The organism is Pseudomonas sp. LAIL14HWK12:I7, from assembly GCF_000483465.1.
GTDB classification, from domain to species: Bacteria; Pseudomonadota; Gammaproteobacteria; order Pseudomonadales; family Pseudomonadaceae; genus Aquipseudomonas; species Aquipseudomonas kermanshahensis.
The window spans coordinates 127,038-150,668 of sequence record NZ_KI519605.1 but is presented as its reverse complement, the minus strand read 5'-3'; the positions used below and the strand labels follow the sequence as shown (position 1 = coordinate 150,668).

19 protein-coding genes are annotated in these 23,631 nt (G+C 63.2%); 7 read left to right on the top strand and 12 right to left on the bottom strand.

The genetic code is table 11. From position 1 onward, the window contains the following. Window positions 1-67: 67 nt before the first annotated feature. From tldD to mreB, 8 genes are all read right to left on the bottom strand, one after another. Window positions 68-1,507 carry a metalloprotease TldD gene (gene tldD, locus D886_RS0120050; RefSeq protein ID WP_027595595.1) on the bottom strand — a complete coding sequence of 480 codons (1,440 nt, stop codon included), beginning with the start codon at window positions 1,505-1,507 and terminating at the stop codon, window positions 68-70. A gap of 2 nt (window positions 1,508-1,509) precedes the next feature. Then, the gene (locus D886_RS0120045; RefSeq protein ID WP_027595594.1) at window positions 1,510-2,361 is read right to left on the bottom strand and encodes a carbon-nitrogen hydrolase family protein; all 852 of its coding nucleotides are present in this window, start codon (window positions 2,359-2,361) and stop codon (window positions 1,510-1,512) included. A gap of 14 nt (window positions 2,362-2,375) precedes the next feature. Continuing rightward, window positions 2,376-6,191 (bottom strand): YhdP family protein, encoded by a 3,816-nt coding sequence (locus D886_RS0120040; protein WP_027595593.1) that lies wholly within the window; start codon window positions 6,189-6,191, stop codon window positions 2,376-2,378. A gap of 82 nt (window positions 6,192-6,273) precedes the next feature. After that, window positions 6,274-7,731 (bottom strand): ribonuclease G, encoded by a 1,458-nt coding sequence (gene rng, locus D886_RS0120035; protein WP_027595592.1) that lies wholly within the window; start codon window positions 7,729-7,731, stop codon window positions 6,274-6,276. Window positions 7,732-7,785: 54 nt separating this feature from the next. Continuing rightward, the gene (locus D886_RS0120030; protein WP_027595591.1) at window positions 7,786-8,397 is read right to left on the bottom strand and encodes a nucleoside triphosphate pyrophosphatase; all 612 of its coding nucleotides are present in this window, start codon (window positions 8,395-8,397) and stop codon (window positions 7,786-7,788) included. Between the two features lie 33 nt (window positions 8,398-8,430). Then, complete coding sequence (gene mreD / locus D886_RS0120025; RefSeq protein WP_027595590.1) at window positions 8,431-8,919, bottom strand: rod shape-determining protein MreD; 489 nt, start codon at window positions 8,917-8,919, stop codon at window positions 8,431-8,433. Further along, on the bottom strand, window positions 8,919-9,932 hold the full coding sequence (gene mreC / locus D886_RS0120020) for a rod shape-determining protein MreC (protein ID WP_371098497.1): 1,014 nt from the start codon (window positions 9,930-9,932) through the stop codon (window positions 8,919-8,921). Before mreC ends, mreD begins: the two co-directional genes overlap by 1 nt. Before the next feature lie 195 nt (window positions 9,933-10,127). Further along, window positions 10,128-11,165 carry a rod shape-determining protein MreB gene (gene mreB, locus D886_RS0120015; RefSeq protein WP_003255163.1) on the bottom strand — a complete coding sequence of 346 codons (1,038 nt, stop codon included), beginning with the start codon at window positions 11,163-11,165 and terminating at the stop codon, window positions 10,128-10,130. Between the two features lie 205 nt (window positions 11,166-11,370). On the opposite strand from mreB, the gene gatC reads away from it, so the two are divergent. The 5 genes from gatC (at window position 11,371) to D886_RS0119990 (ending at window position 16,207) form a co-directional block, all read left to right on the top strand. Further along, window positions 11,371-11,658, top strand: coding sequence for an Asp-tRNA(Asn)/Glu-tRNA(Gln) amidotransferase subunit GatC (gene gatC / locus D886_RS0120010; RefSeq protein WP_027595588.1), 288 nt, complete (start codon window positions 11,371-11,373; stop codon window positions 11,656-11,658). Between the two features lie 15 nt (window positions 11,659-11,673). Next, a complete protein-coding gene (gatA, locus tag D886_RS0120005) occupies window positions 11,674-13,125 on the top strand; it encodes an Asp-tRNA(Asn)/Glu-tRNA(Gln) amidotransferase subunit GatA (protein WP_027595587.1) in 1,452 nt (483 codons plus the stop codon). Window positions 13,126-13,136: 11 nt separating this feature from the next. Further along, the gene (gene gatB, locus D886_RS0120000; RefSeq protein ID WP_027595586.1) at window positions 13,137-14,582 is read left to right on the top strand and encodes an Asp-tRNA(Asn)/Glu-tRNA(Gln) amidotransferase subunit GatB; all 1,446 of its coding nucleotides are present in this window, start codon (window positions 13,137-13,139) and stop codon (window positions 14,580-14,582) included. Window positions 14,583-14,727: 145 nt separating this feature from the next. Beyond that, the gene (locus D886_RS0119995) at window positions 14,728-15,102 is read left to right on the top strand and encodes a septal ring lytic transglycosylase RlpA family protein (RefSeq protein WP_027595585.1); all 375 of its coding nucleotides are present in this window, start codon (window positions 14,728-14,730) and stop codon (window positions 15,100-15,102) included. A gap of 61 nt (window positions 15,103-15,163) precedes the next feature. Then, complete coding sequence (locus D886_RS0119990) at window positions 15,164-16,207, top strand: calcium/sodium antiporter (RefSeq protein ID WP_027595584.1); 1,044 nt, start codon at window positions 15,164-15,166, stop codon at window positions 16,205-16,207. A gap of 25 nt (window positions 16,208-16,232) precedes the next feature. Here D886_RS0119990 and D886_RS0119985 read toward each other — a convergent pair whose 3' ends face one another. The 4 genes from D886_RS0119985 to D886_RS0119970 form a co-directional block, all read right to left on the bottom strand. Next, entirely contained in the window at window positions 16,233-17,588 is a 1,356-nt protein-coding gene (locus tag D886_RS0119985; protein ID WP_027595583.1) for an amino acid permease, read from the bottom strand. A 56-nt stretch (window positions 17,589-17,644) separates the two neighbouring features. Beyond that, a complete protein-coding gene (locus D886_RS0119980; RefSeq protein WP_027595582.1) occupies window positions 17,645-18,586 on the bottom strand; it encodes an AEC family transporter in 942 nt (313 codons plus the stop codon). A gap of 208 nt (window positions 18,587-18,794) precedes the next feature. Then, window positions 18,795-19,355 carry a response regulator transcription factor gene (locus D886_RS0119975; RefSeq protein WP_027595581.1) on the bottom strand — a complete coding sequence of 187 codons (561 nt, stop codon included), beginning with the start codon at window positions 19,353-19,355 and terminating at the stop codon, window positions 18,795-18,797. Beyond that, window positions 19,355-20,611 (bottom strand): ATP-binding protein, encoded by a 1,257-nt coding sequence (locus D886_RS0119970; RefSeq protein ID WP_027595580.1) that lies wholly within the window; start codon window positions 20,609-20,611, stop codon window positions 19,355-19,357. The genes D886_RS0119975 and D886_RS0119970 overlap by 1 nt, the downstream gene beginning before the upstream one ends. A gap of 202 nt (window positions 20,612-20,813) precedes the next feature. Between D886_RS0119970 and D886_RS0119965 the strand changes: the two genes are divergently transcribed. Together D886_RS0119965 and D886_RS0119960 are read left to right on the top strand one after the other, a co-directional pair. Then, window positions 20,814-21,530 (top strand): SIMPL domain-containing protein, encoded by a 717-nt coding sequence (locus tag D886_RS0119965; RefSeq protein WP_027595579.1) that lies wholly within the window; start codon window positions 20,814-20,816, stop codon window positions 21,528-21,530. A gap of 398 nt (window positions 21,531-21,928) precedes the next feature. Beyond that, the gene (locus D886_RS0119960) at window positions 21,929-23,554 is read left to right on the top strand and encodes an ABC transporter substrate-binding protein (RefSeq protein WP_027595578.1); all 1,626 of its coding nucleotides are present in this window, start codon (window positions 21,929-21,931) and stop codon (window positions 23,552-23,554) included. The last annotated feature ends 77 nt before the right edge of the window (window positions 23,555-23,631 follow it).

Here is a 23,631-nt window from a genome sequence, read left to right as displayed (position 1 = left end):
GGCATCGCATGCCCCTGTAGGAGCAGCCTTGCGCTGCGAAAGGACCGCAAAGCGGTCCCCAACGCCATCACGCGCCAGTACCGCCAACTGTGATCGCATCCAGCTTCAGCGTCGGCTGCCCTACCCCTACCGGCACCGATTGCCCATCCTTGCCGCAAGTCCCGACACCACTGTCCAGGGCCAGGTCATTGCCGACCATCGACACGCGGCTCATCGCCTCCGGTCCGTTACCAATCAGCGTTGCCCCTTTGACCGGCGCAGTAATCTTGCCGTCCTCGATCAAGTACGCCTCACTGGTGGAGAACACGAACTTGCCGCTGGTGATATCCACCTGGCCACCACCAAGGTTGGCGCAGTAGATGCCTTTTTTCACCGAGGCGATGATTTCTTGCGGGTCGCTCTCGCCGGCACGCATGTAGGTGTTGGTCATACGTGGCATCGGCAGATGCGCGTAGGACTCGCGACGGCCGTTGCCGGTCACCGCCATGCCCATCAGGCGGGCGTTCAGCTTGTCCTGCATGTAGCCTTTGAGCACACCGTTTTCGATCAGCGTGGTGCACTCGGTCGGGGTGCCTTCGTCATCCACGCTCAGTGAGCCACGGCGGCCTTCAAGGGTGCCGTCGTCGACGATGGTGCACAGCTTTGACGCCACCTGCTCACCGATGCGGCCACTGAACGCCGAGCTGCCCTTGCGGTTGAAGTCGCCTTCCAGGCCATGGCCCACCGCTTCATGCAACAACACGCCCGACCAACCCGAGCCCAGCACCACCGGCAAGGTGCCCGCCGGCGCAGGAATCGCCTCCAGGTTCACCAGCGCTTGGCGCAAGGCCTCACGGGCATAGCCCATGACCTTGTCTTCGGTGAAGAACCGGTAGTCGGTACGCCCGCCACCGCCCTGGCCACCGCGTTCGCGGCGGCCATTCTGTTCGACGATGACGCTGACGTTGAAACGCACCAGCGGGCGCACGTCGGCGGCCAGGCTGCCGTCAGCCGCGGCGATGAGAATGCGCTCCCAGACCCCGGCCATGCTCACGCTGACCTGCTGGATACGCGGGTCCAGCGCACGGGTCGCCGCGTCGACACGCTTGAGCAGGTCGACCTTTTCGGCGCGCGTCAGCACATCCAGCGGGTTGTCCGGAGCATACAGGGCGGTCACATCCTGGCTACGGAACGCCTGTACCGTGCCATTCTGCCCAGCGCGGGAAATCGAACGCGCGGCGCGGGCGGCCGAGGTCAAGGCTTCCAGGTTGATAGCATTGCTGTAGGCGAAGCCGGTCTTTTCACCGGATTGGGCACGTACGCCCACGCCCTGATCCAGGTTGAAGCTGCCCTCTTTGACGATGCCGTCCTCGAGCGCCCAGGTTTCCGAGATCTGGCCCTGGAAATACAAGTCGGCGGCATCGATGCCCGGGCCGGCCAACTCACCCAGCACAGCCTGCAGGCTGTCCAGGGTCAATCCGCCTGGGGCCAGGAGCTGCTCGCTGACGGTGGATAACATCTGGCTCATAGTCACTCCGAGGTGTGCGCAGGCCGCAAGGCGTCCTGCGAGAAAAAGCGCCGGTGCGATACCACCGGCATGCGCGCCCGAATGGACGCTTGTTCGTCAATGTCGCGCTCGGCGAGCAATACCGCTTCGCCCTGCGCCTGCTGCGCAACGATCCGCCCCCAAGGGTCGATGATCGCTGCATGGCCATGGGTTTCCCGTGGCCCTGGATGGGTGCCGCCCTGTGCTGCGGCCAACAGGTAGCACTGTGTCTCGATGGCGCGCGCGCGAATCAGCACGTCCCAGTGCGCCGCCCCCGTCACCGCCGTGAAGGCGGCAGGTGCGGTGATCAGTTCTGCCCCGGCTGCGCGCAATGCGCTGTACAACTCGGGGAAGCGCAGGTCATAGCATACGCTCAAGCCCAGGCGCCCCACCGGGGTATCGGCCACCACCACCTGTGCGCCATGGGCATAGTCGTCAGACTCGCGATAACGGCCGCGGTTGTCGGCGACGTCCACATCGAACAGGTGCAACTTGTCATAACGCGCGGCCACTTCACCGTCTTCATCGATCAGCAACGAGCAGGCATGGGCCTTGGCATCAGGTTGGCCGACCGGTGGCAACGGCAATGTGCCGGCGACAATCCATAACTTGAGGTCGCGCGCCGTGCGTTTCAACCAGGGCAGGATCGGCCCTTCTCCCAAGGCCTCGGCACGCCCGATCGCCGCAGCATCCTTGCGCCCCATCGCAGCGAAGTTCTCTGGCAGCACGGCCAGGCGTGCGCCACCGAGCGCGGCCTGCTCAAGCAGGGCGCCGGCCCGCTGCAGGTTGGCCAGTACGTCGTCCTGGCTGACCATCTGGATCACCGCTGCCTTCATGAATACTCCTGGCGCTATTTCTCGAAAGGTTTCACAAATGTGATTCTAGGCTCTTTCCACGGCCCCTCGACGCGGTAATGCACGCTGGCAAAGCGTGAGACCCGGTCGCCGATCAACCGATCCACAAGGAACAGCGCGCCCCCGACCGCTGGAGCACCGACGATCAAGGCAGCCAGCGGCAGGTTGTTGGTGACCGGCAGGGTCACTTGCAGGTTGGCATCCACCCGGTCACGGACCATGTCCAGGGTGCCCTCGAGCTCGAAATTGCTCGAAGGGCCGGTCACCGTAATCGGTTCACGGGTCACGTACACGCCATTACTGGCCACCAGCAGGCCTTTGACCCGGTCATAGGCCAGGCCTTTTTCGAACAGGTCGGAGAAGTCCAGGCGCAGGCGACGGCCGATGGAGTTGAAATTGAGCAGGCCGAACACGCGCAAGGCTTGGGCACTGCCTTCAACTTCGACAAACTGGCCAGTACGCAACGCCGCGTCCATGCTCCCGGAGAAGCGGTTCAGGCCCACCCAAGCAGGCGAACCGGGCCAACGGCCATCGACATCCAGGCGGAAATCGCGGCTGGTCACGGTAGGCGCGAACCCCCACGCCTTGAGCACATCGGCCAGGTTCTTGCCATCCAGGCGCCCTTTGTACCAGCTGCTGGTGCTGCCCGGCTGGCCTTCCCAACCACCGCCGCCGTCGATGTGCAGGCCTTTGAAGTCCAGGTCGATATCGTCTGCCGACACGCCGCGCGCGGTTGGGCGCAGCTTGATCGAGGCGCTGCCGAACAGGTCGTCGCCGCGGTAGAGCTTGTCGATGCTCAGGTCCAGCGCAGGTACCTTGCGCGGGTCGAACGAGGCCAACGGGTCAGGCCCTTCCTCGGCCTGGGCCTGGGCCGGGTCGGCCGCCGGCAGGCGCAAGGTCTGCAAGCGAATCGACATGGGCGCGCCCTTGGCATCCGGCACGCGTGCGTTGCCGATGACTTCCTTGCTGTCCAGCCGCAGGTCCCACGCAGGGCCACCCCGGGCCAGGCGTACCACCGCCTGGTTGAGGTCCATGCCGAAGGCCTTCAGTTGGCCAATGCTCAGGTCGACGCTTTGCAGGATCTGCCGCGCACTGCCACCGGGGTCATCACCGCCCAGGCTGGCCACCTTGGCCTGCCACGGGGCCAGGTCGAGTGTTTCCAGGCGCCCACGTACGCGCAAGCCTTGGCCGGCCGGTACTTGCGCCTGCCCCGTGCCCAGCAGCAATTCGCCGCGGCCCTGGGCCAGCTTGTCGGAAGGCGCGGCATAGGCGAAGCGCGCGAGGTCGGCATAACCGGCGTCAATGCGCCGCTCCGAGCCTTGCAGGTTCATGCTGAAACGGCTGTCACGGGTGTCCGCAGCGGCCTTGCCGAAGGGCGCAGGCAAGTCGATGGCAAGGCCCTTGAGTGAGGAATTGACGCTAAGGCTGTTGTCCCGGCTGCCGAGGTTGAGCTGCAACTGATATGGCAAGTCGCCCGAGGCCGGCAAGGCCTGGTTGAATTGCAGCCACTCGGTCAGCGCCTTCAGCGCGACCTGGCCATTGGCGTTGATGCGGGTCTGCATCTGCCCTGGCGCGCCCTCGGCAACGATCTGCGCGGTGACCGGCTTGCCGAACGCCTGCAAGCTGATGTTCTTGCCACTGAGCCCTTTGTCTAAATCGAAGCTGAAGTCGCCTTTCAGGCGGTTCAACTCCAAGCTAGGCGGGGCCACCTTGAGGCGGGCATCAGCGGTGGCGAAGTCCACCTGAACCTTGGGCCGTTCCCCGTGGGCCAGAGGGATATCGAGCTTGACCTTGCCCTTGAGCGGGCCCTCGCCTTCCCAGCCGGCGAAGATCTCGCCCGTGCCGATCGGCGCCTCTTTGAGAATTTTCAGGCCGTCGTCCAGGCCGCCGTCGAAATCGCCATCGAGATACAGGTGGCTGTGCTGGTCACCCTCGACGTGGGGGATATCGACACTGACGTCACTGACCTTGGTGTCGAGCAACAGGCCATGGTGAGCCTTGATGCGCACACCGCTGTCCTCGATCAGCACATCACCGTCCACCTGCTGCACCTGTGGCCAGCCGGGCTGGAAGTCCAACACCGCGTCGCGCACCTTGAAGAACAGGCTGATACTGCGCGCCTCTGGCGCGGCGCCATGGTTCAGCGAGCCCTGGTACTGGAAGTAGCCCTCGTCCACGGTGCCTTTGACGATCGCACTGCGCAGCCATTCGTCGAGGGCCGGGCTCAGCACTTCGGGCAGGTACTTGGCCGTGTAGCGGCCATCGCCCTCGGTCAAGCCGACGCGCAGGTCCATGTAGTCCTCGCGGCCCTCTTCGAACAGCAGGCGAATGAGGAAGTCACCGGCGATCTTGCCCTCCTCGCCCAGTACCTTCAGGTAGGGCGCGACGAGGGTGAAGCCTTCTTTGTCGAGGGCCCAGGTCAGGCGCGCATTGGCCTGCTGGTAATGCCAGGGTTTGGCGAAGATCGGGTACAGGTGCAGCATGAACGCATCAGTATCCAGCCGCAGCTCGCCGTGGCCCAGGTCACCACTGACGCTGCCGCTGACATTGCCGGCCGCCGGGGCACCGTGGTATGCGTTGAAACCAACCTTCTCTAGATTGGCGGCAAACTGCAGGCGCTGGTCGCCTTCGGCTTTGGGCCGCGCCTCCAGGCGCACGTTGCGCAGCGCGCCGGTGACGTTCAGGCCATCGACCACGGCCATGAGGTTGTCCGGCAACGGTGCCAAGGCATCGATCAACGGGGTCAAGGGGGTGAGGTCGAGGCGGTCGGCCTGCACTTGCCAGCGGTCATCAGCGGGGACCTGCCCTGGGCGCTGACGTAATTGAAGGTGGGATTCCCAACGGTTCTTGCCGATATTCATGGCCAGGGAATCGACCATCACATCAAAACCTTGCTCGTTGCGCTGGAACCACGCAGACAACGCCAGGTTCTCCAAGGTCGCTGCTTTGCGCTCGGCATAAGCGCCTTGTAGCTGGGGCGCATTGAGCCGGACCACGGCTTGCTGCAACTGGCCTTTGCCCCAGTCGACCCAGAACTCGCCACCCGCGCGCAATGCGCTGGCGTGCCACTTGCCCAGCAGGCTCGGCGGCAACCAGCGTGCCCAGTCGCTTTGCGGCAGGCTCAGGTAGGCGGCAACTTGGCCATCGCGCCAGGCATCGGCCGACGCGCGGCTGCGCAGGTTCAGCGCCAGGGGCTGGCCGTCAGGCAGCGTGGCGCGCAGGTCGAGGGCCTGGCGCGAGGCACCGGCCTGCAAGCCCACGCTCACGTAGGTCAAGGTCAGGGGGTCGCGCTGCCAGGGATGCAGGGTTACCTGGCTGTCGAACACATCGATGCGCCCCAGTTGGCGCAGGCGCTGCAGCAACTCGGCAGGGTCGAGCGGGGCATCATCCTTCTTCGGCAGCCCTTCGAGGTTCCAGGCGCCTTGCGCGTCTTCGCGCAGGATCAGTTGCAAGCCACCCAGCTGGATACGTGCCAGGCGCACCTCACGGGAGGTCAGGCTGGCCCAGAGGTCTGGCACCAGCTTGACCTCGTCCAGGCGCAACGCGCCAGCACCTTCGCCCAATTGCAGGTCGCGAACGCGCAGTACAGGCGCAAGCCCGCTCCAGCGGCCCTCCAGGGCACCAACGTGCACCGGCAAGCCCAACGCTTGCTCGGCCTTGTGCTCGACATCGGCCCGGTATTCGGCCACCAGCGGCACCAGTTGCCGGCCAACGCTAACGTACAGCGCCACCAACACCGCCAGCAGCGCGCAAATGCCCAGCCCCCAGCGGGTCGAGGCGACAAGAACGCGGTTCAGACGTCCCATGGCCATGGCCCTCCAGGTCGTTTATCCATGATGGCCCTAAGTGCCGGTTTTGCCAGCCCGGCCATCCTGTGGCGCGTTTCGCGAAGCCTCAGAGCAGCACCACATCGTATTGTTCCTGCGAGTACATCGACTCGACCTGGAAGCGGATAGTTCGGCCGATGAAGGTTTCGAGCTCCGCAACGTTGCCGGACTCCTCGTCCAGTAGCCGGTCGACCACCTTCTGATTGGCCAGCACGCGGTAGCCCTCGGCCTGATAGGCACGTGCCTCGCGCAGGATTTCACGGAAGATTTCGTAGCAGATGGTCTCGGGGGTTTTCAGCTTGCCGCGCCCCTGGCAAGCCAGGCACGGCTCGCACAGCACCTGCTCGAGGCTCTCGCGGGTGCGCTTGCGGGTCATCTGCACCAGGCCCAGCTCGGTAATGCCAATGATGTTGGTCTTGGCGTGATCACGCTCGAGCTGTTTTTCCAGGGTGCGCAGCACCTGGCGCTGATGCTCTTCATCTTCCATGTCGATGAAGTCGATGATGATGATGCCGCCGATGTTGCGCAGACGCAGTTGCCGGGCAATGGCGGTGGCGGCTTCGAGGTTGGTCTTGAAGATGGTCTCTTCGAGGTTGCGATGGCCGACAAAGGCACCGGTGTTGACGTCGATGGTGGTCATCGCTTCAGCCGGGTCGACCACCAGGTAGCCACCGGATTTGAGCGGCACCTTGCGCTCCAGGGCGCGCTGAATCTCGTCTTCGACGCCGTACAGGTCAAAGATCGGCCGTTCGCCAGGGTAATGCTCGAGGCGATCGGCGATTTCGGGCATCAGTTCGCCGACGAACTGCGTGGTTTTCTGGAACGTTTCGCGCGAATCGATGCGGATTTTCTCGATCTTCGGGTTGACCAGGTCGCGCAGGGTACGCAGTGCCAGGCCGAGGTCTTCGTAGATTACCGTGGGTGCGCCGCAGCTCTGGATCTGGCTGCCGATCTGTTCCCACAGGCGGCGCAGGTAGCGAATGTCCTGCAGGATTTCTTCAGCGCGCGCGCCTTCGGCGGCAGTACGCAAGATGAAACCACCGGCATCCTTGATGTTCTCGCTGTCCATGCAGCTGCTGACTACCTGCTTGAGGCGATCACGCTCAGCTTCGTCTTCGATCTTCAGGGAAATACCGACATGGCTGCTGCGCGGCATGTACACCAGGTAACGCGAAGGGATCGACAACTGCGTTGTCAGGCGTGCGCCCTTGGTGCCGATCGGGTCTTTGGTCACCTGTACCACCAGGGCCTGGCCTTCATGCACCAGCGCGGTAATGTTCTCTACCGCCGAGCCTTCGCGCTGGGAGATCTCCGAGGCGTGGATGAACGCCGCCCGCTCCAGGCCGATGTCGACGAAGGCCGCCTGCATGCCGGGCAGCACGCGCACCACCTTGCCCTTGTAGATATTGCCGACGATGCCGCGGCGCAGGGTGCGCTCGACGTGCACTTCCTGCAGCACCCCGTTTTCCACCACCGCCACACGTGACTCCATCGGGGTGATGTTGATCAGGATCTCTTCACTCATGGCAGGCTCTCGTCAAAGGTCTTGGATAATGATGGATCGCGTACGCGGTACTGGCTACCGCGGGTTTGTTACCTCTGAAGAAAGCGCGGGCAATTGCCAGCAGGCAATGCCGAACTGGGCCAGCAAATCGGCGGTCTCGCTCAACGGCAAGCCGACCACGGCGGAGTAGCTGCCCGTCAGGGCGGTGACGAATACCGCCGCCAGCCCCTGGATGGCATAGCCACCGGCTTTGTCGGCAGGCTCGCCACTGGCCCAATAACGGGCAGCTTCATCGGCGCTGATGGTACGAAAACGGACGTTGCTGCTGACGCACAGGCTTTGCCTGCGCTGGCCATCGCTCAGGGCGACAGCCGTCAGCACCTGATGCTCGCGGCCAGACAGCTCGGCCAGCATGGCCAGGGCATGTTCGCGGTTTTCGGGCTTGCCGAGAATACGGCCTTCGAGGACCACCGCCGTATCTGCGCCCAGGACGACAGCCGGGCCCTGCAGGCAGGCCAGGCCAGCCTCTGCCTTGGCCCGGGCAAGGCGCTCGACATAGGCTGCAGCGCCTTCGTCGGCGAGCGGGGTTTCATCGATGGGGGCGCTGACCGTGGTGAACGGTACGCCGATCTGGGTCAGCAATTCACGACGACGTGGCGAGCCAGAGGCCAGGTAAAGCGGGTTCATGTAGACATCTCCCTGTCAGTCGCGGCAACGCCGTCAATTTATACGCAAGCGTCGGCGCAGGTCGCGCAGGGCAAAGCTGATCCATGGCCAGAGCAAGGCACTGATGACGGCTGACCACACCAGCGCCAAGGTCGGCAGGCGGTTACCGGTCAAGGCACTGAGCCACAGCTGGATCAACTGGGCAATACCGAAAATCACCAGAATCACCAGGCTCTGCTGCCACATCGGGAACATGCGCAGGCGCTGTTGCAATGACAGCACCAGGAAGGTGATCAAGGTCAGGATCAGCGCGTTCTGCCCCAGCAACGTGCCATACAGCACATCCTCGGCCAGCCCTAGCACAAAGGCCGTGGTCATGCCGACCTTGCTTGGGACCGCAAGTGTCCAGAACGACACCAGCAGCGCCAGCCACATAGGCCGGAACACTTCCATGAACTGCGGCATCGGCGAAACGCTGAGCAGCAGGCCGATGGCGAACGTCAGCCAGATGACCCAGCCATTATTACGGCGTGATGCAGCCATCATTGCCTCCGAGGTTGGGCGGGCGCTGCCGCAGGCGTGGCCGGCGCTGCAGGGGCCGCGGTGGGCTGCGGGGTAGCGGCTGCAGGTGCTGCAGGCGTCGCCGCCGGGGTGGCAGGTGCGCCCTGCTCGCCATTGGCGCCAGGCTGGACGCCGACCGACGTGCCTTTGCGGTCGGCCTCTTCCTGCGCGATCGCGGCGTCAGTGGCGCGTTGCTCCGGGCTGCGTCGGTCGCTGAACACCAGCAGCATGTAGCGGCTGCGGTTGAGCGCGGCGGTAGGGATGGCACGAACGATGGCGAACGGCTGGCCGGAGTCGTGAATCACTTCGTTGACCGTGGCCACCGGGTAACCCGCGGGGAAGCGCTGGCCCATGCCGGAACTGACCAGCAGGTCGCCTTCCTTGATGTCGGCGGTATCGGCCACATGGCGTAGCTCCAGGCGCTCCGGGTTGCCGGTGCCACTGGCGATGGCGCGCAGGCCGTTGCGGTTGACCTGTACCGGAATGCTGTGGGTGGTATCGGTCAGCAGCAGTACCCGCGAGGTGTAGGGCATCAACTCGACCACTTGGCCCATCAGGCCGCGGGCATCGAGCACCGGCTGGCCGAGGAACACGCCATCGCGCTCGCCCTTGTTGATCAGGATGCGGTGGGTGAACGGGTTGGGGTCGACGCCGATCAACTCGGCCACTTCAACCTTTTCGTTGACCAGGGCGGACGAGTTGAGCAGTTCACGCAAGCGCACGTTCTGCTCGGTCAGGGCCGCCAGCTTCTGCAGGCGCCCCTGCAACAGCAGGGCCTCGGTCTTGAGTTTTTCGTTTTCCGCGATGAGTTCGGTACGGCTGCCGAACTGGCCTGCCACGCCTTGCCACAAACGCTGCGGCAAATCGGTGATCCAGTACGACTCCATCAATACCAGGCCCATCTGGCTGCGCACGGGTTTGAGCACGGCAAAGCGCGCATCGACCACCATCAGCGCGACCGACAGCACCACCAATACGAGCAGACGAACGCCCAGCGAAGGGCCCTTGGAGAAAAGCGGTTTAATGGGCCGTTCCTCGTGGACGACTCAGGAGGTCATTGGACATGGGACAACGCACCAGCCTGGTTGCGGGTTGACGGAAACGACGCCCGGACGGACGCCAGCCCAGCGCATACAGGTAGCACTGTGCGTGCTACCTGTAAACCGGGCGCTCAGGAACAGCGAGCAGCATCACTCGCTGGAGAGCAGGTCCATCGCGTGCTTGTCCATCATCTCCAGGGCGCGACCGCCGCCACGGGCGACACAGGTCAGCGGGTCCTCGGCGACGATCACCGGCAGGCCAGTTTCCTGGGCCAGCAGTTTGTCGAGGTCGCGCAGCAGCGCGCCACCACCGGTCAGCACCAGGCCACGCTCGGCGATGTCGGAGGCCAGCTCCGGCGGCGATTGCTCCAGGGCGCTTTTGACCGCCTGGACGATGGTCGCCAGGGATTCTTGCAGGGCTTCCAGCACTTCGTTGGAATTCAGGGTGAAGGCACGCGGTACGCCTTCGGCCAGGTTACGGCCGCGGACATCAACTTCGCGCACTTCGCCACCTGGGTAGGCGGTGCCGATTTCCTGCTTGATGCGCTCGGCGGTGGACTCGCCGATCAGGCTGCCGTAGTTGCGGCGCACGTAGGTCACGATGGCTTCGTCGAAGCGGTCGCCGCCGACGCGGACGGATTCGGCGTAAACCACGCCGTTCAACGAGATCAGGGCGATTTCAGTGGTACCACCACCGATATCGACGACCATCGAACCACGGGCTTCTTCGACCGGCAGGCCGGCACCGATGGCGGCGGCCATTGGCTCTTCGATCAGGAACACTTCACGGGCACCGGCACCCAGGGCCGACTCGCGAATCGCGCGGCGCTCTACCTGGGTCGACTTGCACGGCACGCAGATCAGCACGCGAGGGCTGGGCTGCAGGAAGCTGTTCTCGTGAACCTTGTTGATAAAATACTGCAACATTTTTTCACAAACGCTGAAGTCGGCAATGACGCCGTCCTTCATCGGACGAATGGCAGCAATGTTGCCGGGCGTACGGCCCAGCATGCGTTTGGCTTCGGTACCGACGGCGACGACGCTTTTCTGATTGCCATGGGTACGGATGGCAACAACCGAGGGCTCATTCAGGACGATACCGCGCTCACGCACGTAAATAAGGGTGTTGGCAGTACCCAGGTCGATGGAAAGATCGCTGGAAAACATGCCACGCAGTTTCTTGAACATGGGAAAGTGACCCTGGGGAAAGCGTGGGTAAAAAAGTGCGGCAAACTCTAACAATGGCAGGGATTTTGGGCAAGGAGCCAATATGTTAAATTGGTCGTTTTTCCGAGCACGCCAGCAGATGATCGCGGCCGTATGACCGCCAGAATGCCGACATGTTCCTCATCACGGACCCTAATTCCGTTCTTTGTTTCCCCTGGAGATCCCCATGGCGCTTGAACGCTGCGACGTGGAAAAGATCGCCCATCTGGCCCGTCTGGGGCTGAATGATGGCGAACTGCCACGCATTACCGATGCACTGAACAGCATTCTCGGGCTGGTCGACCAGATGCAAGCGGTCGACACCACTGGCATCGAGCCCCTGGCCCACCCCCTGGAGGCCAGCCAGCGACTGCGTCCCGACCAGGTCACCGAAAGCAACCAGCGCGAGGCCTACCAGGCCATCGCACCGTCGACCGAAAGCGGTCTGTACCTGGTTCCCAAAGTCATCGAGTAAGGGATAGAGCCTGCCATGCACCAATTGACCCTGGCCGAGATCGCCCGCGGACTCGCCGACAAGTCGTTTTCATCCGAAGAGCTGACGGGCGCCCTGCTGGCGCGCATCAAACAGCTCGACCCGCAAATCAACAGCTTCATCAGCGTCACCGAGGAACTGGCCCTGGGCCAGGCCCGTGCCGCTGACGCCCGTCGCGCCGCTGGCGAGGCTGGCGCCCTGCTGGGTGCGCCCATTGCCCACAAGGACCTGTTCTGCACCAACGGCGTACGCACCAGCTGCGGCTCGAAGATGCTCGACAACTTCAAGGCGCCGTACGATGCCACCGTGGTCGCCAAGCTGACTGAAGCCGGCATGGTCACCCTGGGCAAGACCAACATGGACGAATTCGCCATGGGTTCGGCCAACGAATCCAGCCACTACGGCCCGGTGAAAAACCCGTGGAACCTGGAGCACGTCCCGGGCGGTTCGTCGGGCGGCTCGGCTGCGGCAGTCGCCGCGCGCCTGCTGCCGGCCACCACCGGCACCGACACTGGCGGCTCGATCCGACAGCCGGCAGCGCTGACTAACCTGACTGGCCTGAAACCGACGTACGGTCGTGTTTCGCGCTGGGGCATGATCGCTTACGCCTCCAGCCTCGACCAAGGCGGCCCACTGGCCCGCACGGCCGAAGACTGCGCGCTGCTGCTGCAAGGCATGGCCGGTTTCGATACCAAGGACTCCACCAGCATCGAAGAGCCGGTGCCGGACTACAGCGCCAACCTCAACGCTTCGCTGCAAGGCCTGCGCATCGGCCTGCCGAAGGAATACTTCGGCGCAGGCCTGGACCCGCGCATCGCTGACCTGGTGCAAGCCAGCGTCAAGGAGCTGGAAAAGCTCGGCGCCGTGGTCAAGGAAATCAGCCTGCCGAACATGCAGCACGCCATCCCGGCGTACTACGTGATCGCGCCTGCTGAGGCATCCTCCAACCTGTCGCGTTTCGACGGCGTGCGCTTCGGCTACCGCTGCGAAGCGCCAAAAGACCTGACCGACCTGTACAAGCGTTCCCGTGGCGAAGGCTTCGGTGCCGAAGTGCAGCGCCGCATCATGGTGGGCACCTACGCCCTGTCGGCCGGTTACTACGACGCCTACTACGTCAAAGCCCAGCAGATTCGTCGCCTGATCAAGAACGACTTCATGGCCGCGTTCGAAGGTGTTGACCTGATCCTCGGCCCGACCACGCCGAACCCGGCCTGGAAGCTCGGCGCCAAGAGCAGCGACCCCGTCGCCGCCTACCTGGAAGACGTCTACACCATCACCGCCAACCTGGCGGGCCTGCCGGGCCTGTCGATGCCGGCTGGCTTCGTCGATGGCCTGCCGGTCGGCGTGCAACTGCTGGCGCCCTACTTCCAGGAAGGCCGCCTGCTCAACGTCGCGCACCGCTACCAGCAAGTGACCGACTGGCACACCCGCGCCCCCAACGGCTTCTGAGGAGTTCACACATGCAATGGGAAGTTGTGATCGGGCTGGAAATTCATACTCAGCTCGCCACCCAGTCGAAGATCTTCTCCGGCAGCGCCACCACCTTCGGCTCCGAGCCGAACACCCAGGCCAGCCTGGTTGACTTGGGCATGCCCGGCGTACTGCCGGTGCTGAACCAGGAAGCCGTGCGCATGGCGTGCATGTTCGGCCTGGCGATCGATGCCGAGATCGGCAAGCGCAACGTGTTCGCGCGCAAGAACTACTTCTACCCCGACCTGCCCAAGGGCTACCAGATCAGCCAGATGGACCTGCCGATCGTCGGCAAGGGCCACCTGGACATCGCCCTGGAAGACGGCACCATCAAGCGCATCGGCGTGACCCGTGCGCACCTGGAGGAAGACGCCGGCAAGAGCCTGCACGAAGACTTCAGCGGCTCCACCGGCATCGACCTGAACCGCGCCGGCACGCCGCTGCTGGAAATCGTTTCCGAGCCGGACATGCGTAGCGCCAAAGAAGCCGTGGCCTACGTCAAGGCGATCCACGCCCTGGTGCGCTACCTGGGCATCTGCGACGGCAACATGGCCGAAGGCTCGCTGCGCTGCGACTGCAACGTGTCGATCCGGCCAAAAGGCCAGGCCGAGTTCGGTACCCGCTGCGAGATCAAGAACGTCAACTCGTTCCGCTTCATCGAACGTGCGATCAACAGCGAGATCCAGCGCCAGATCGACCTGATCGAAGACGGTGGTAAGGTCATCCAGGAAACCCGCCTGTACGACCCGAACAAGGACGAGACCCGCTCCATGCGCAGCAAGGAGGAAGCCAACGACTACCGTTACTTCCCCGACCCAGACCTGCTGCCGGTGGTCATCGAGGACAGCTTCCTCGACACCATCCGCGCCGGCCTGCCAGAGCTGCCGCCGCAGAAGGTCGAGCGCTTCCAGAGCCAGTACGGCCTGTCGGCCTACGACGCGAACGTGCTGGCATCGAGCCGCGAACAGGCAGACTACTTCGAACAAGTGGTGAAGATTGGCGGCGACGCCAAGCTGGCAGCCAACTGGGTCATGGTCGAGCTGGGCAGCCTGCTGAACAAGCTGGGGGTCGAGATTGACCAGGCACCGGTCAGCGCCGAGCAGTTGGGTGGCATGCTGCTGCGTATCAGTGACAACACCATCAGCGGCAAGATCGCCAAAACCGTGTTCGAGGCCATGGCCGCCGGTGAAGGCGATGCCGACAGCATCATCGAGATCCGTGGCCTGAAGCAGGTCACCGACACCGGTGCGATCGACAAGATGCTCGACGAAATGCTGGCTGCCAATGCCGAACAGGTCGAACAGTACCGCGCCGCCGATGAGGCCAAGCGCGGCAAGATGTTCGGCTTCTTCGTCGGCCAGGCGATGAAGGCATCGAAGGGCAAGGCCAACCCGGGGCAAGTGAACCAATTGCTCAAAGCCAAGCTCGAAGGGTGATTGTTTTGACCCTGTAATCCTGCGAGGGCTTCGCCCTCGTTCGCGGGCAAGCCCGCTCCCACAGGTACAGCGCCGCTCTCACAGACGCTGACATACCTGTGGGAGCGAGCTTGCCCGCGAATGGTCGCACTGGAGAGCCTTTGACTTGCTAAAACGATCCCTCGGCACCCTCGCCTTGTTCTCCCTGCTGGCCGGCTGCGCCAGCCACGATATCGACCCCCGCGGCTACGACAAGACCGGCACCGCCTCCTATTACGGCTCGCGCCACCACGGCAAACGCACGGCCAGTGGCGAACCGTTCAACCAGCACGGCCTTACCGCCGCTCACCGCAGCCTGCCGTTCGGCAGCCGCGTGCTGGTCACCAACCTCGCCAACCAACGCAGCGTGGTGGTGCGCATCAATGACCGCGGCCCGCACACACGCGGCCGGCTGATCGACTTGTCACGCGCTGCAGCAGAAAAAATCGGCATGCTCCGTAGCGGAACGGCGCGCGTGCGGGTACAAGGTCTGAGCGACTGACCCTACTGGAGCCCTGACCATTTTCGACCTGGCCACCCTTCCCACCTTCAGCCTCCTGCAACTGGGCGTCGCCTTGTTGCTGCTGGCCTGCGGTGCCGAGCTGTTGGTACGCATGGCCCTGCGCCTGGCCTTGCGCCTGCACGTGCGCCCACTGATCATCGGGCTGAGCCTGGTAGCCTTCGGCAGCACCGCACCGCAGCTTACGGTAAGCCTACAGGCCGCCTTCCAGGGCGCACCGGATGTCGCCGTCGGCAGCGTGATTGGCAGCAACATCTTCAACGTACTGGTGATTCTTGGCCTGGCCGCGCTGATCATCCCGCTGCGTGTTTCACGCCAACTGGTTCGGCTGGACATCCCCTTGATGATCGTCGCCAGTGCGCTGGTGTATGCGCTGGCCGCCAATGGCTACCTGGGCCGCGGGGAGGGCCTGCTGCTGTTGCTGGCGCTGGTGGGCTACCTGGTCATGCTCTGGCATCAATCACGCCATTACGCTCGCACCTACCCCGCACCCAGCAACATCAAGGTCAGTGGTGCACGCTTTTGGTCAAGCACGCTGCTGCAGATTGCGCTTGGCCTTGGCCTGCTGAGCCTGGCCGGCCACTTGCTACTGGAAGCCGCCGTTGAGGTGGCGACTGACCTGGGCCTTTCCGAACGCATCATCGGCCTGACCGTGGTCGCGGTCTGCACGTCATTGCCAGAGCTGGCCGCCGCGATGATTGCCGCCCTTCGCGGCGAACGGGAAATCGCCGTTGGCACGGTGATCGGCAGCAACCTGTTCAACCTGCTGGGCGTGCTGGGCCTGACCGCGCTGATCACCCCTGAACCGCTGTCAATCTCACCCAACGCGCTGGCCTTCGACCTGCCCGTGATGCTGGGCGTCGCCGTCTTGAGCCTGCCCGTGTTCTATTCGGGCTACCGGATCACGCGCGCTGAAGGCCTGGTGTTTCTCTGCCTGTACCTGGCCTATGGGCTGCATGTGGTGGCCTTTACCACCGGCATGCCATTGGCCGGCCGCCTGGAGCGGCTCATGCTGTTCTATGTCCTGCCAGTGCTGGCCTTGGTGCTGCTGTACACCACCGTACGTGCGTGGCGGCGGCAGCACTGAGGCCAGCGGAGGGCGCCACAAGCCCTCAGCCCTGCCGGGCCTTCTTCAACCGGAACGCGACCCAAAGCACCGCAATCCAACCCGGAATCAGCATCACCGAGATGCGAATCGGCGGCGTCAGGTACATCACGACCAGAATCAGCACGATGAACGCCAGGCACAGGTAATTGGTAACCGGGTGCCCCCAGCTCTGGTAGAACGGGGTAATACCCGACGCCAGCTTGGCTTTGCGGAATTTGAGGTGGGTGATGCTGATGCTCGCCCAGTTGATCACCAGCGCCGACACTGCCAGGGCCATCAGCAAGCCAAAGGCTTCACCCGGCATCAGGTAGTTGATCAGTACGCACATGCCCGTGGCAAACGCCGAAACACCCAGCGCCGTCAGCGGCACACCACTGCGGCTGACTTTGAGCAGCTGGCGCGGCGCATCACCCTGGCTGGCCAGGCCGAACAGCATGCGGCTGTTGGCGTAGACGCAGCTGTTGTAGACCGACAGCGCCGCCGTCAGCACCACGACATTGAGGATGGTCGCCACCAGGTCGCTGTCCAGCTCATGGAAAATCATCACGAACGGGCTGCCCCCCTGCACCACCTTCTGCCACGGGTACAGCGACAACAGCACCGCCAGGGCGCCGATGTAGAAAATCAGGATGCGGTAGACCACCTGGTTGGTGGCCTTGGGGATGCTCTGGCGCGGGTTATCTGCCTCGGCGGCGGTGATACCCACCAGCTCCAGCCCACCGAAAGAGAACATGATCACAGCCAAGGCCATGATCAGGCCAGTAACGCCATTCGGGAAGAACCCGCCGTATTGCCACAGGTTGGCCACGCTGGCATCCGGGCCGCCGTGGCCGCTGCTCAGCAACCAGGCACCAAAGCCAATCATGCTGACGATGGCCACTACCTTGACCAATGCGAACCAGAACTCCATCTCCCCGTAGACCTTCACTTGGGTCAGGTTGATGAGGTTGATCGCCACGAAGAAGATCGCCGCCGTCGCCCAGGTGGGGAAATCGGGCCACCAGTACTGCACATAGATGCCCACGGCGGTCAGTTCGGCCATGCCCACCAGCACGTACACCACCCAGTAGTTCCAGCCCGAGACGAAGCCTGCGAACTCGCTCCAATACTGGTGGGCGAAGTGGCTGAAGCTGCCGGCTACCGGCTCTTCGACCACCATTTCGCCCAACTGGCGCATGATGAAGAAAGCCATCAGGCCGGCGATGGCGTAGCCCAGCAAAACGGAAGGGCCGGCCAGTTGAATGGTCTGGGCGATCCCCAGGAACAGCCCGGTGCCGATGGCCCCACCCAGCGCGATCAGCTGGATATGGCGATTCTTCAGCCCGCGCTGCAAGCGCTCGGGCGTGCTCTGGTCTTGCATGAAGTGTCCTTTAGCTCAGTGAGGCAGTGTTATTGCTGTTATTTGCAGTCAAGGATCTAGATCCATCCGCCCCACTGCAAGATGAAAATACCGATATTGGTGGTGATCGCCGCCATTAGCGTAGTGATCACGATGATCGAAGCCGCCAACTCATGGTTGCCGTTGGCCGCCCGCGCCATGACATAGCTGGCTGCCGCCGTCGGGCTGCCGATGTACAGGAACAAAATGCCCAGCTCGGCACCGCGGAACCCGCACAGCCACGCACCCAGTGTGCCGATCAGCGGTAACCAGACCATCTTCACCAGGCTGGCATCAATGGCCAGCCTGCCACTGTCACGCAGCGCCGCCAGCGACAGGGTGCCACCGATGCACATCAATGCCAGCGGCAAGGTCATCTGCGCCAGGTAGTCGCCTGAAGTGAGCAACCAGTTGGGCAACGGCACCTGGCCATAGGCCATGGGCGTTGCCACCAGCACACTGATGATCAATGGGTTGCTGAAGATGTTCTTGCAGATGCTCCACGGGTCGGACTTGAGGTCCGGGCTGTACACCGCCAGCACCACCGCCGACAGCGAGTTGTACAGGAGGATCACCAGGCCTGCCAGCACCGCGCCCAGCGAGATGCCGTAGTCGCCATACAGGCTGGCGGCCAGGGCCAGGCCGATTACGCCGTTGTTGCCGCGAAACGCGCCTTGGGTGTAGATGCCGCGGTCCGCTGGCGGGCAACGCCAGATGGCCAGCCCCCAGGCCACGCCAAAGCCAACCAGGGTGGCCGCGACGAAGTACAGCAACACGCTAGGTTTGACCGCCGTTGCCAGGTCGGCGTGGTAGATGCCGAGGAACAGCAGCGCCGGCATGCAGACGTTGAACACCAGCTGTGAGGCGACGCGGTTGAAGTTGTCGTCGATCAGGTGGATGCGTTTGAGCATCACGCCCATGAACAGCATGGCGAAGACAGGTGCCGTGATGTTCAGCGTCTGGATAAGAAGGGCGAGCATGCGCAAGCGATCCTGCAGGGAGTTGCCGTTAGGGGGCTAATGATACGTCAACGGCTGCGAGTTGCGGGGATCGGGATGTGATACAGGGCAATTTCTGTCAGTGCCGGCCCCTTCGCGGGCAAGCCCGCCCCCACAGGTAACCACCCTTCTCGGGCTCAGTGGTGTCCCTGTGGGAGCGGGCTTGCCCCGCGAAAGGGTCAACGCCGATTCAGCGCCGAACCGGCCGCTTCTGCAGTTTGCGCTGCAAGGTCCGCCGGTGCATGCCCAGCGCCCGCGCCGTGGCCGAGATATTGCCCTCGTGCTCGTTCAGCACACGCTGGATGTGCTCCCACTGCAGGCGGTCGACCGACATCGGGTTTTCCGGCACCAGGGCATCCAGGTCGGCATGCTCGGAAAGCAACGCAGCCAGTACATCGTCGGCATCGGCCGGCTTGCACAGGTAGTTGCAGGCGCCGCGCTTGACCGCCTCCACCGCGGTGGCGATGCTGGAATAACCCGTCAGGATCACCACGCGCATTTCCGGGTCCAGCTCCAGCAGCTTGGGCAGCAGCACAAGCCCCGAGTCGCCTTCCATCTTCAGGTCCAGCGTGGCGTAGTCAGGCAGGTCCTGCTGGGCCAGGATCAGCCCTTCTTCGGCGGAGCCTGCAGTGCTCACGCGGAACCCGCGACGGCTCATGGCGCGCGCCATGACCCGGGTGAAGGTGGCATCGTCATCCACCAGCAGCAGGTGCGGCAGCTCTTCGCTTTCAAGCTGGGTTTCGTCACTCATCATTCATCTCCTCGCTTGCCATGGGGCAGGCGCAATTCGGTCAGGGTGCCACCCTGCTCATGACTATAGAGTTTCACCGAACCGCCCGCACGCGTCACGCTGGCCTTGCTCAAGAACAGGCCCAGGCCGAAGCCTTTGCCCTTGGTGGTAATAAAGGGTTTGCCAATCGCCTCGGCGATCGCTGGGGGCACACCGGGGCCATGGTCACGGATACTGATGACAATGTCCTGGGCGTCCCAGTCAAGGCGCACCTCGAGATCGTCCGGACACGCGTCGGCTGCATTGTTCAGCAGGTTCAGCAGCGCCTGGGTCAGGTCCGGTGGCGGGGTCAGGCGCGGTACCTGGCCATCCCTGAGGCGCTGGAAGCGGTAGCTGGCCTCGGGCCGCATCAGGTGCCAACGGTTGAGCGCTTCGTCGAGCCAGGCGGTAACGTCCTGCTCGACCATCGCCAGGCGGCGGTTGGCCTCGGCGGCACGCACCAGTTGCTGCAAGGTCTCCTTGCACAGTTTGACCTGGTCCTGAAGGATCTGCAGGTCTTCCTGCAACAGCGGGTCGGGGTGGTCCTGGCGCATTTCGTTGAGCAGCACGCTCATCGTCGCCAGCGGGGTGCCCAGTTCGTGGGCAGCGCCAGCGGCCTGGGTGGCCACGGCCAGCAACTGCTCATCGCGCAGGCTCTCCTCACGGCGCTCGGAACGCAGCTGTTCCTGGCGGCGGAGTTCTTCGGCCATGCGCGCGGCAAAGAAGGTAATGACCGCTGCCGCCAGGGCGATGCTCAGCCACATGCCGTAGACCTGCATCTTGTCGCGCGCCAGCGGCAGCCCTTCCAGCGGGTAGAACTGCACCAGCAGCAGGCTGTAGGCCGTCAGGGCAATGCCCGAAAGAATCAGCGAATAGAGCCAGGGCAAGGTCACCGCAGCAATGGCCAGCGGCACCAGGTAATACGAAACGAACGGGTTGGTCGAGCCGCCGGAGTAATACAGCAAGGCACTGTGGATCAGCAGGTCACAGGCAAGCTGCAGTGCATATTCCATTTCGGTGACCGGCAGCGACAGACGCAGGCGCAACGCGGTGAAGGCGCACAAGATGGACGACAGGGCTAGCGTCGCCGCCAGCGAAAACCACGGCAAGGGCAGCAGGTCGGTCCAGTAGGCGACGCCCACGGAGCCTGCCTGGGCAGCCAGGACCAGCACGCGAATAACAGTCAGGCGCCAGAGGTTCTGACGTGTAGCGGACAACGGTTGTACGTCGGCGAGCATGAGCTCTCCTGATGAGTGCTCCAGAAAATCGGCTGGAGTATACCGAAGCCGGGCGCCTCGCTGCAGCGATGCGGCAAAGCGCCACACTTTGTCACAGGTTCATGATGGCACTTTTGAACCCACTACACTGTTCCCGGTCTGATGGGCCATGCGTGGAATGGAGAGCCAGCACCCACGCCCTTTTATTGCCAAGGAGTCTTACATGCAAATCCCTCGTCGCGGCACTGCCTTGATCCTGTCTTGCGGCCTGCTCGCCAGCCTGCCTGCGCTGGCGGCCGATGAGCCGCGCTTCAACCAGGTGTCGCTGCGTGCCGAAGTCAGCAAGGAAGTGCCACGCGACCTGATGGTCGTGACCCTCTACAGCGAAGCGCAGAACACCGACCCGGGCAAACTTGCCAAAGAGATCACCGAGACCATGAACAAGGCTGTGCAGCAGTCTCGCCAGGTCAAGGATGTGAAGATCAGCCAGGGCAGCCGCAACAGCTACCCGGTCTATGACAGCAAAGGGCAGAAAATCACCGGCTGGCGTGAACGCGCCGAGCTGCGCCTGGAAAGCGCCAACTTCCCAGCCCTGTCGCAATTGACCGCCGACCTGCTGCAAGACCTGAAAATGGGCGGCATGGACTTCTCCATCGCCCCGGCCACGCGCAAGGCCAGCGAAGATGATTTGCTCAAGGACGCGGTCAATGCCTTCAAGGCACGCGCACAGCTGGCCACCGAGGCGCTGGGGGGCAAGGGCTACAAAGTGGTCAACCTGAACCTCAACAGCAGCGGCTACCCACGCCCGTACCTGCGCAGCGCACCGATGGCCATGAAAGCCATGGGCGCTGACGAAGCGGCGCCGGCGCCGGATATCGAAGCGGGCACCAGCGAAGTGAGCATGAATGCCGATGGTTTGATCGAAGTTCAGATGCCCTGATCTGAATGGGGCCGCCTTGCGGCCCAATCGCCGGCAAGCCGACTCCCACAGGGGCAGCGCAGAGCCTAAGGCTTGCGCTGCACCTGTAGGAGCGGCCTTGCGTCGCGCTGGGCTGCAAAGCAGCCCCAATTCTGCAATTTAAGACATTTCCTACGCACTTTTAAGGTGCGGCTTACAGATTCCTCCCCCTCGAAACATCCTGCAATTGCCATCATTTTGCCCGCGCAAACGTTCAACTTCGTCGAAAGTTATACCGATGCGACATCCATGTACGCTCGTGCCACCTTTCTGGCGCCAACTATCCTTCTGAGTGTTGCATTGGGAACAGCCCCTGCATAAGTATCCTCAGGTCGGCTCACGAGGCCACCTCAATCAAAAATGACAACAATGAGGCCACCATGCTCAAACACGCAGTCATTCCGTTCTTGCTAGGTGCAGGTTTGCTGGCCGGCGCCCCGCTCGCCCACGCAGCGTCCAACCTGGTGTTCTGCTCCGAAGGCAGCCCGGCTGGCTTCGACCCAGGGCAATACACGACGGGAACCGACTTCGACGCCTCGGCCGAGACCGTGTTCAACCGCCTGACCCAGTTCGAACGCGGCGGTACCGCCGTGATCCCGGGCCTGGCGACTAAATGGGAAGTGTCCGACGACGGCAAGACCTACACCTTCCACCTGCGCGAAGGGGTCAAGTTCCACACCACCGACTACTTCAAGCCCACCCGCACATTCAATGCCGATGACGTGCTGTTCACGTTCAACCGCATGCTCGACAAGAACCACCCGTTCCGTAAGGCCTACCCCACCGAATTCCCCTACTTCACCGACATGGGCATGGACAAGAACATCGCCAAGCTCGAGAAGGTCGACGAGCACACTGTGCGCTTCACCCTCAACGACGTGGACGCTGCGTTCATCCAGAACCTGGCGATGAGCTTCGCGTCCATCCAGTCGGCCGAGTATGCCGACCAGTTGCTGAAAGGCGGTAAGGCTGCCGACCTCAACCAGAAACCGATCGGCACCGGCCCATTCGTGTTCAGCAAGTACCAGAAAGACGCGCAAATCCGCTTCAAGGGCAACAAGGATTACTGGAAACCCGAGGACGTGAAGCTCGAAAACCTGATCTTCGCCATCACCACCGATGCCTCGGTGCGCATGCAGAAGCTCAAGAAAGGCGAGTGCCAGGTCACGCTGTTCCCGCGCCCGGCCGACATCGAGCCGCTCAAGGCCGACAAGAGCCTGCAGATGCCGCAACAGGCCGGCTTCAACCTCGGCTACATTGCCTACAACGTGATGGACAAGATCAAGGGCAGCAGCGTGCCCAACCCCATGGCCAAGCTCGAAGTGCGTCAGGCACTGGACATGGCGGTGGACAAGAAAAAGATCATCGAATCGGTTTACCAGGGTGCCGGCCAGCTGGCGGTAAACGGCATGCCGCCCACCCAGTGGTCCTATGACGACAGCATCAAGGACGCCCCCTACGATCCGGAAAAGGCCAAGCAGCTGCTCAAGCAAGCCGGCATCCCGGAGGGCACCGAGATCACCCTGTGGGCCATGCCTGTGCAACGCCCGTACAACCCCAATGCCAAGCTGATGGCCGAAATGCTGCAATCGGACTGGGCCAAGATCGGCATCAAGGCGAAGATCGTCAGCTATGAATGGGGCGAATATATCAAGCGCTCCAAAGGCGGCGAACAGGGCGCCATGCTGATCGGCTGGAGCGGCGACAACGGTGACCCGGACAACTGGCTAGGTACCCTGTACGGCTGTGATGCGATCGACGGCAACAACTTCTCCAAGTGGTGCTACAAGCCCTACGACGACCTGATCAAACAGGCCAAAGCCACCTCTGACCAAGCCAAACGCACCGAGTTGTATCAACAGGCGCAGCACATCCTCAAGCAGCAGGTGCCGATCACCCCGATCGCCCACTCCACCGTGTACCAGCCCATGAGTGTCAAGGTGAAGGACTTCAAGATCAGTCCGTTTGGGCTGAATGCCTTCTACGGCGTCAGCGTGGACAACTAATAGGGTAGCCCCCGGCACCCGCCGCGCGGCGGGTGCCTGCCCCACCACAGCCAACCCCCATAACGCCTGCCTGCTGC

Bases quoted from the DNA above. Each gene is read 5' to 3' on its own strand.
- gatC (WP_027595588.1), top strand. From the start codon at position 11,371: ATGGCGCTTGAACGCTGCGACGTGGAAAAGATCGCCCATCTGGCCCGT.
- D886_RS0119985 (WP_027595583.1), bottom strand. From the start codon at position 17,588: ATGCAAGACCAGAGCACGCCCGAGCGCTTGCAGCGCGGGCTGAAGAAT.
- D886_RS0119960 (WP_027595578.1), top strand. From the start codon at position 21,929: ATGCTCAAACACGCAGTCATTCCGTTCTTGCTAGGTGCAGGTTTGCTG.
- gatB (WP_027595586.1), top strand. From the start codon at position 13,137: ATGCAATGGGAAGTTGTGATCGGGCTGGAAATTCATACTCAGCTCGCC.
- mreB (WP_003255163.1), bottom strand. From the start codon at position 11,165: ATGTTCAAGAAACTGCGTGGCATGTTTTCCAGCGATCTTTCCATCGAC.
- D886_RS0120030 (WP_027595591.1), bottom strand. From the start codon at position 8,397: ATGAACCCGCTTTACCTGGCCTCTGGCTCGCCACGTCGTCGTGAATTG.
- tldD (WP_027595595.1), bottom strand. From the start codon at position 1,507: ATGAGCCAGATGTTATCCACCGTCAGCGAGCAGCTCCTGGCCCCAGGC.
- D886_RS0119980 (WP_027595582.1), bottom strand. From the start codon at position 18,586: ATGCTCGCCCTTCTTATCCAGACGCTGAACATCACGGCACCTGTCTTC.
- gatA (WP_027595587.1), top strand. From the start codon at position 11,674: ATGCACCAATTGACCCTGGCCGAGATCGCCCGCGGACTCGCCGACAAG.
- D886_RS0119975 (WP_027595581.1), bottom strand. From the start codon at position 19,355: ATGAGTGACGAAACCCAGCTTGAAAGCGAAGAGCTGCCGCACCTGCTG.
- D886_RS0119965 (WP_027595579.1), top strand. From the start codon at position 20,814: ATGCAAATCCCTCGTCGCGGCACTGCCTTGATCCTGTCTTGCGGCCTG.
- D886_RS0120040 (WP_027595593.1), bottom strand. From the start codon at position 6,191: ATGGCCATGGGACGTCTGAACCGCGTTCTTGTCGCCTCGACCCGCTGG.
- mreD (WP_027595590.1), bottom strand. From the start codon at position 8,919: ATGGCTGCATCACGCCGTAATAATGGCTGGGTCATCTGGCTGACGTTC.
- D886_RS0120045 (WP_027595594.1), bottom strand. From the start codon at position 2,361: ATGAAGGCAGCGGTGATCCAGATGGTCAGCCAGGACGACGTACTGGCC.
- rng (WP_027595592.1), bottom strand. From the start codon at position 7,731: ATGAGTGAAGAGATCCTGATCAACATCACCCCGATGGAGTCACGTGTG.
- D886_RS0119970 (WP_027595580.1), bottom strand. From the start codon at position 20,611: ATGCTCGCCGACGTACAACCGTTGTCCGCTACACGTCAGAACCTCTGG.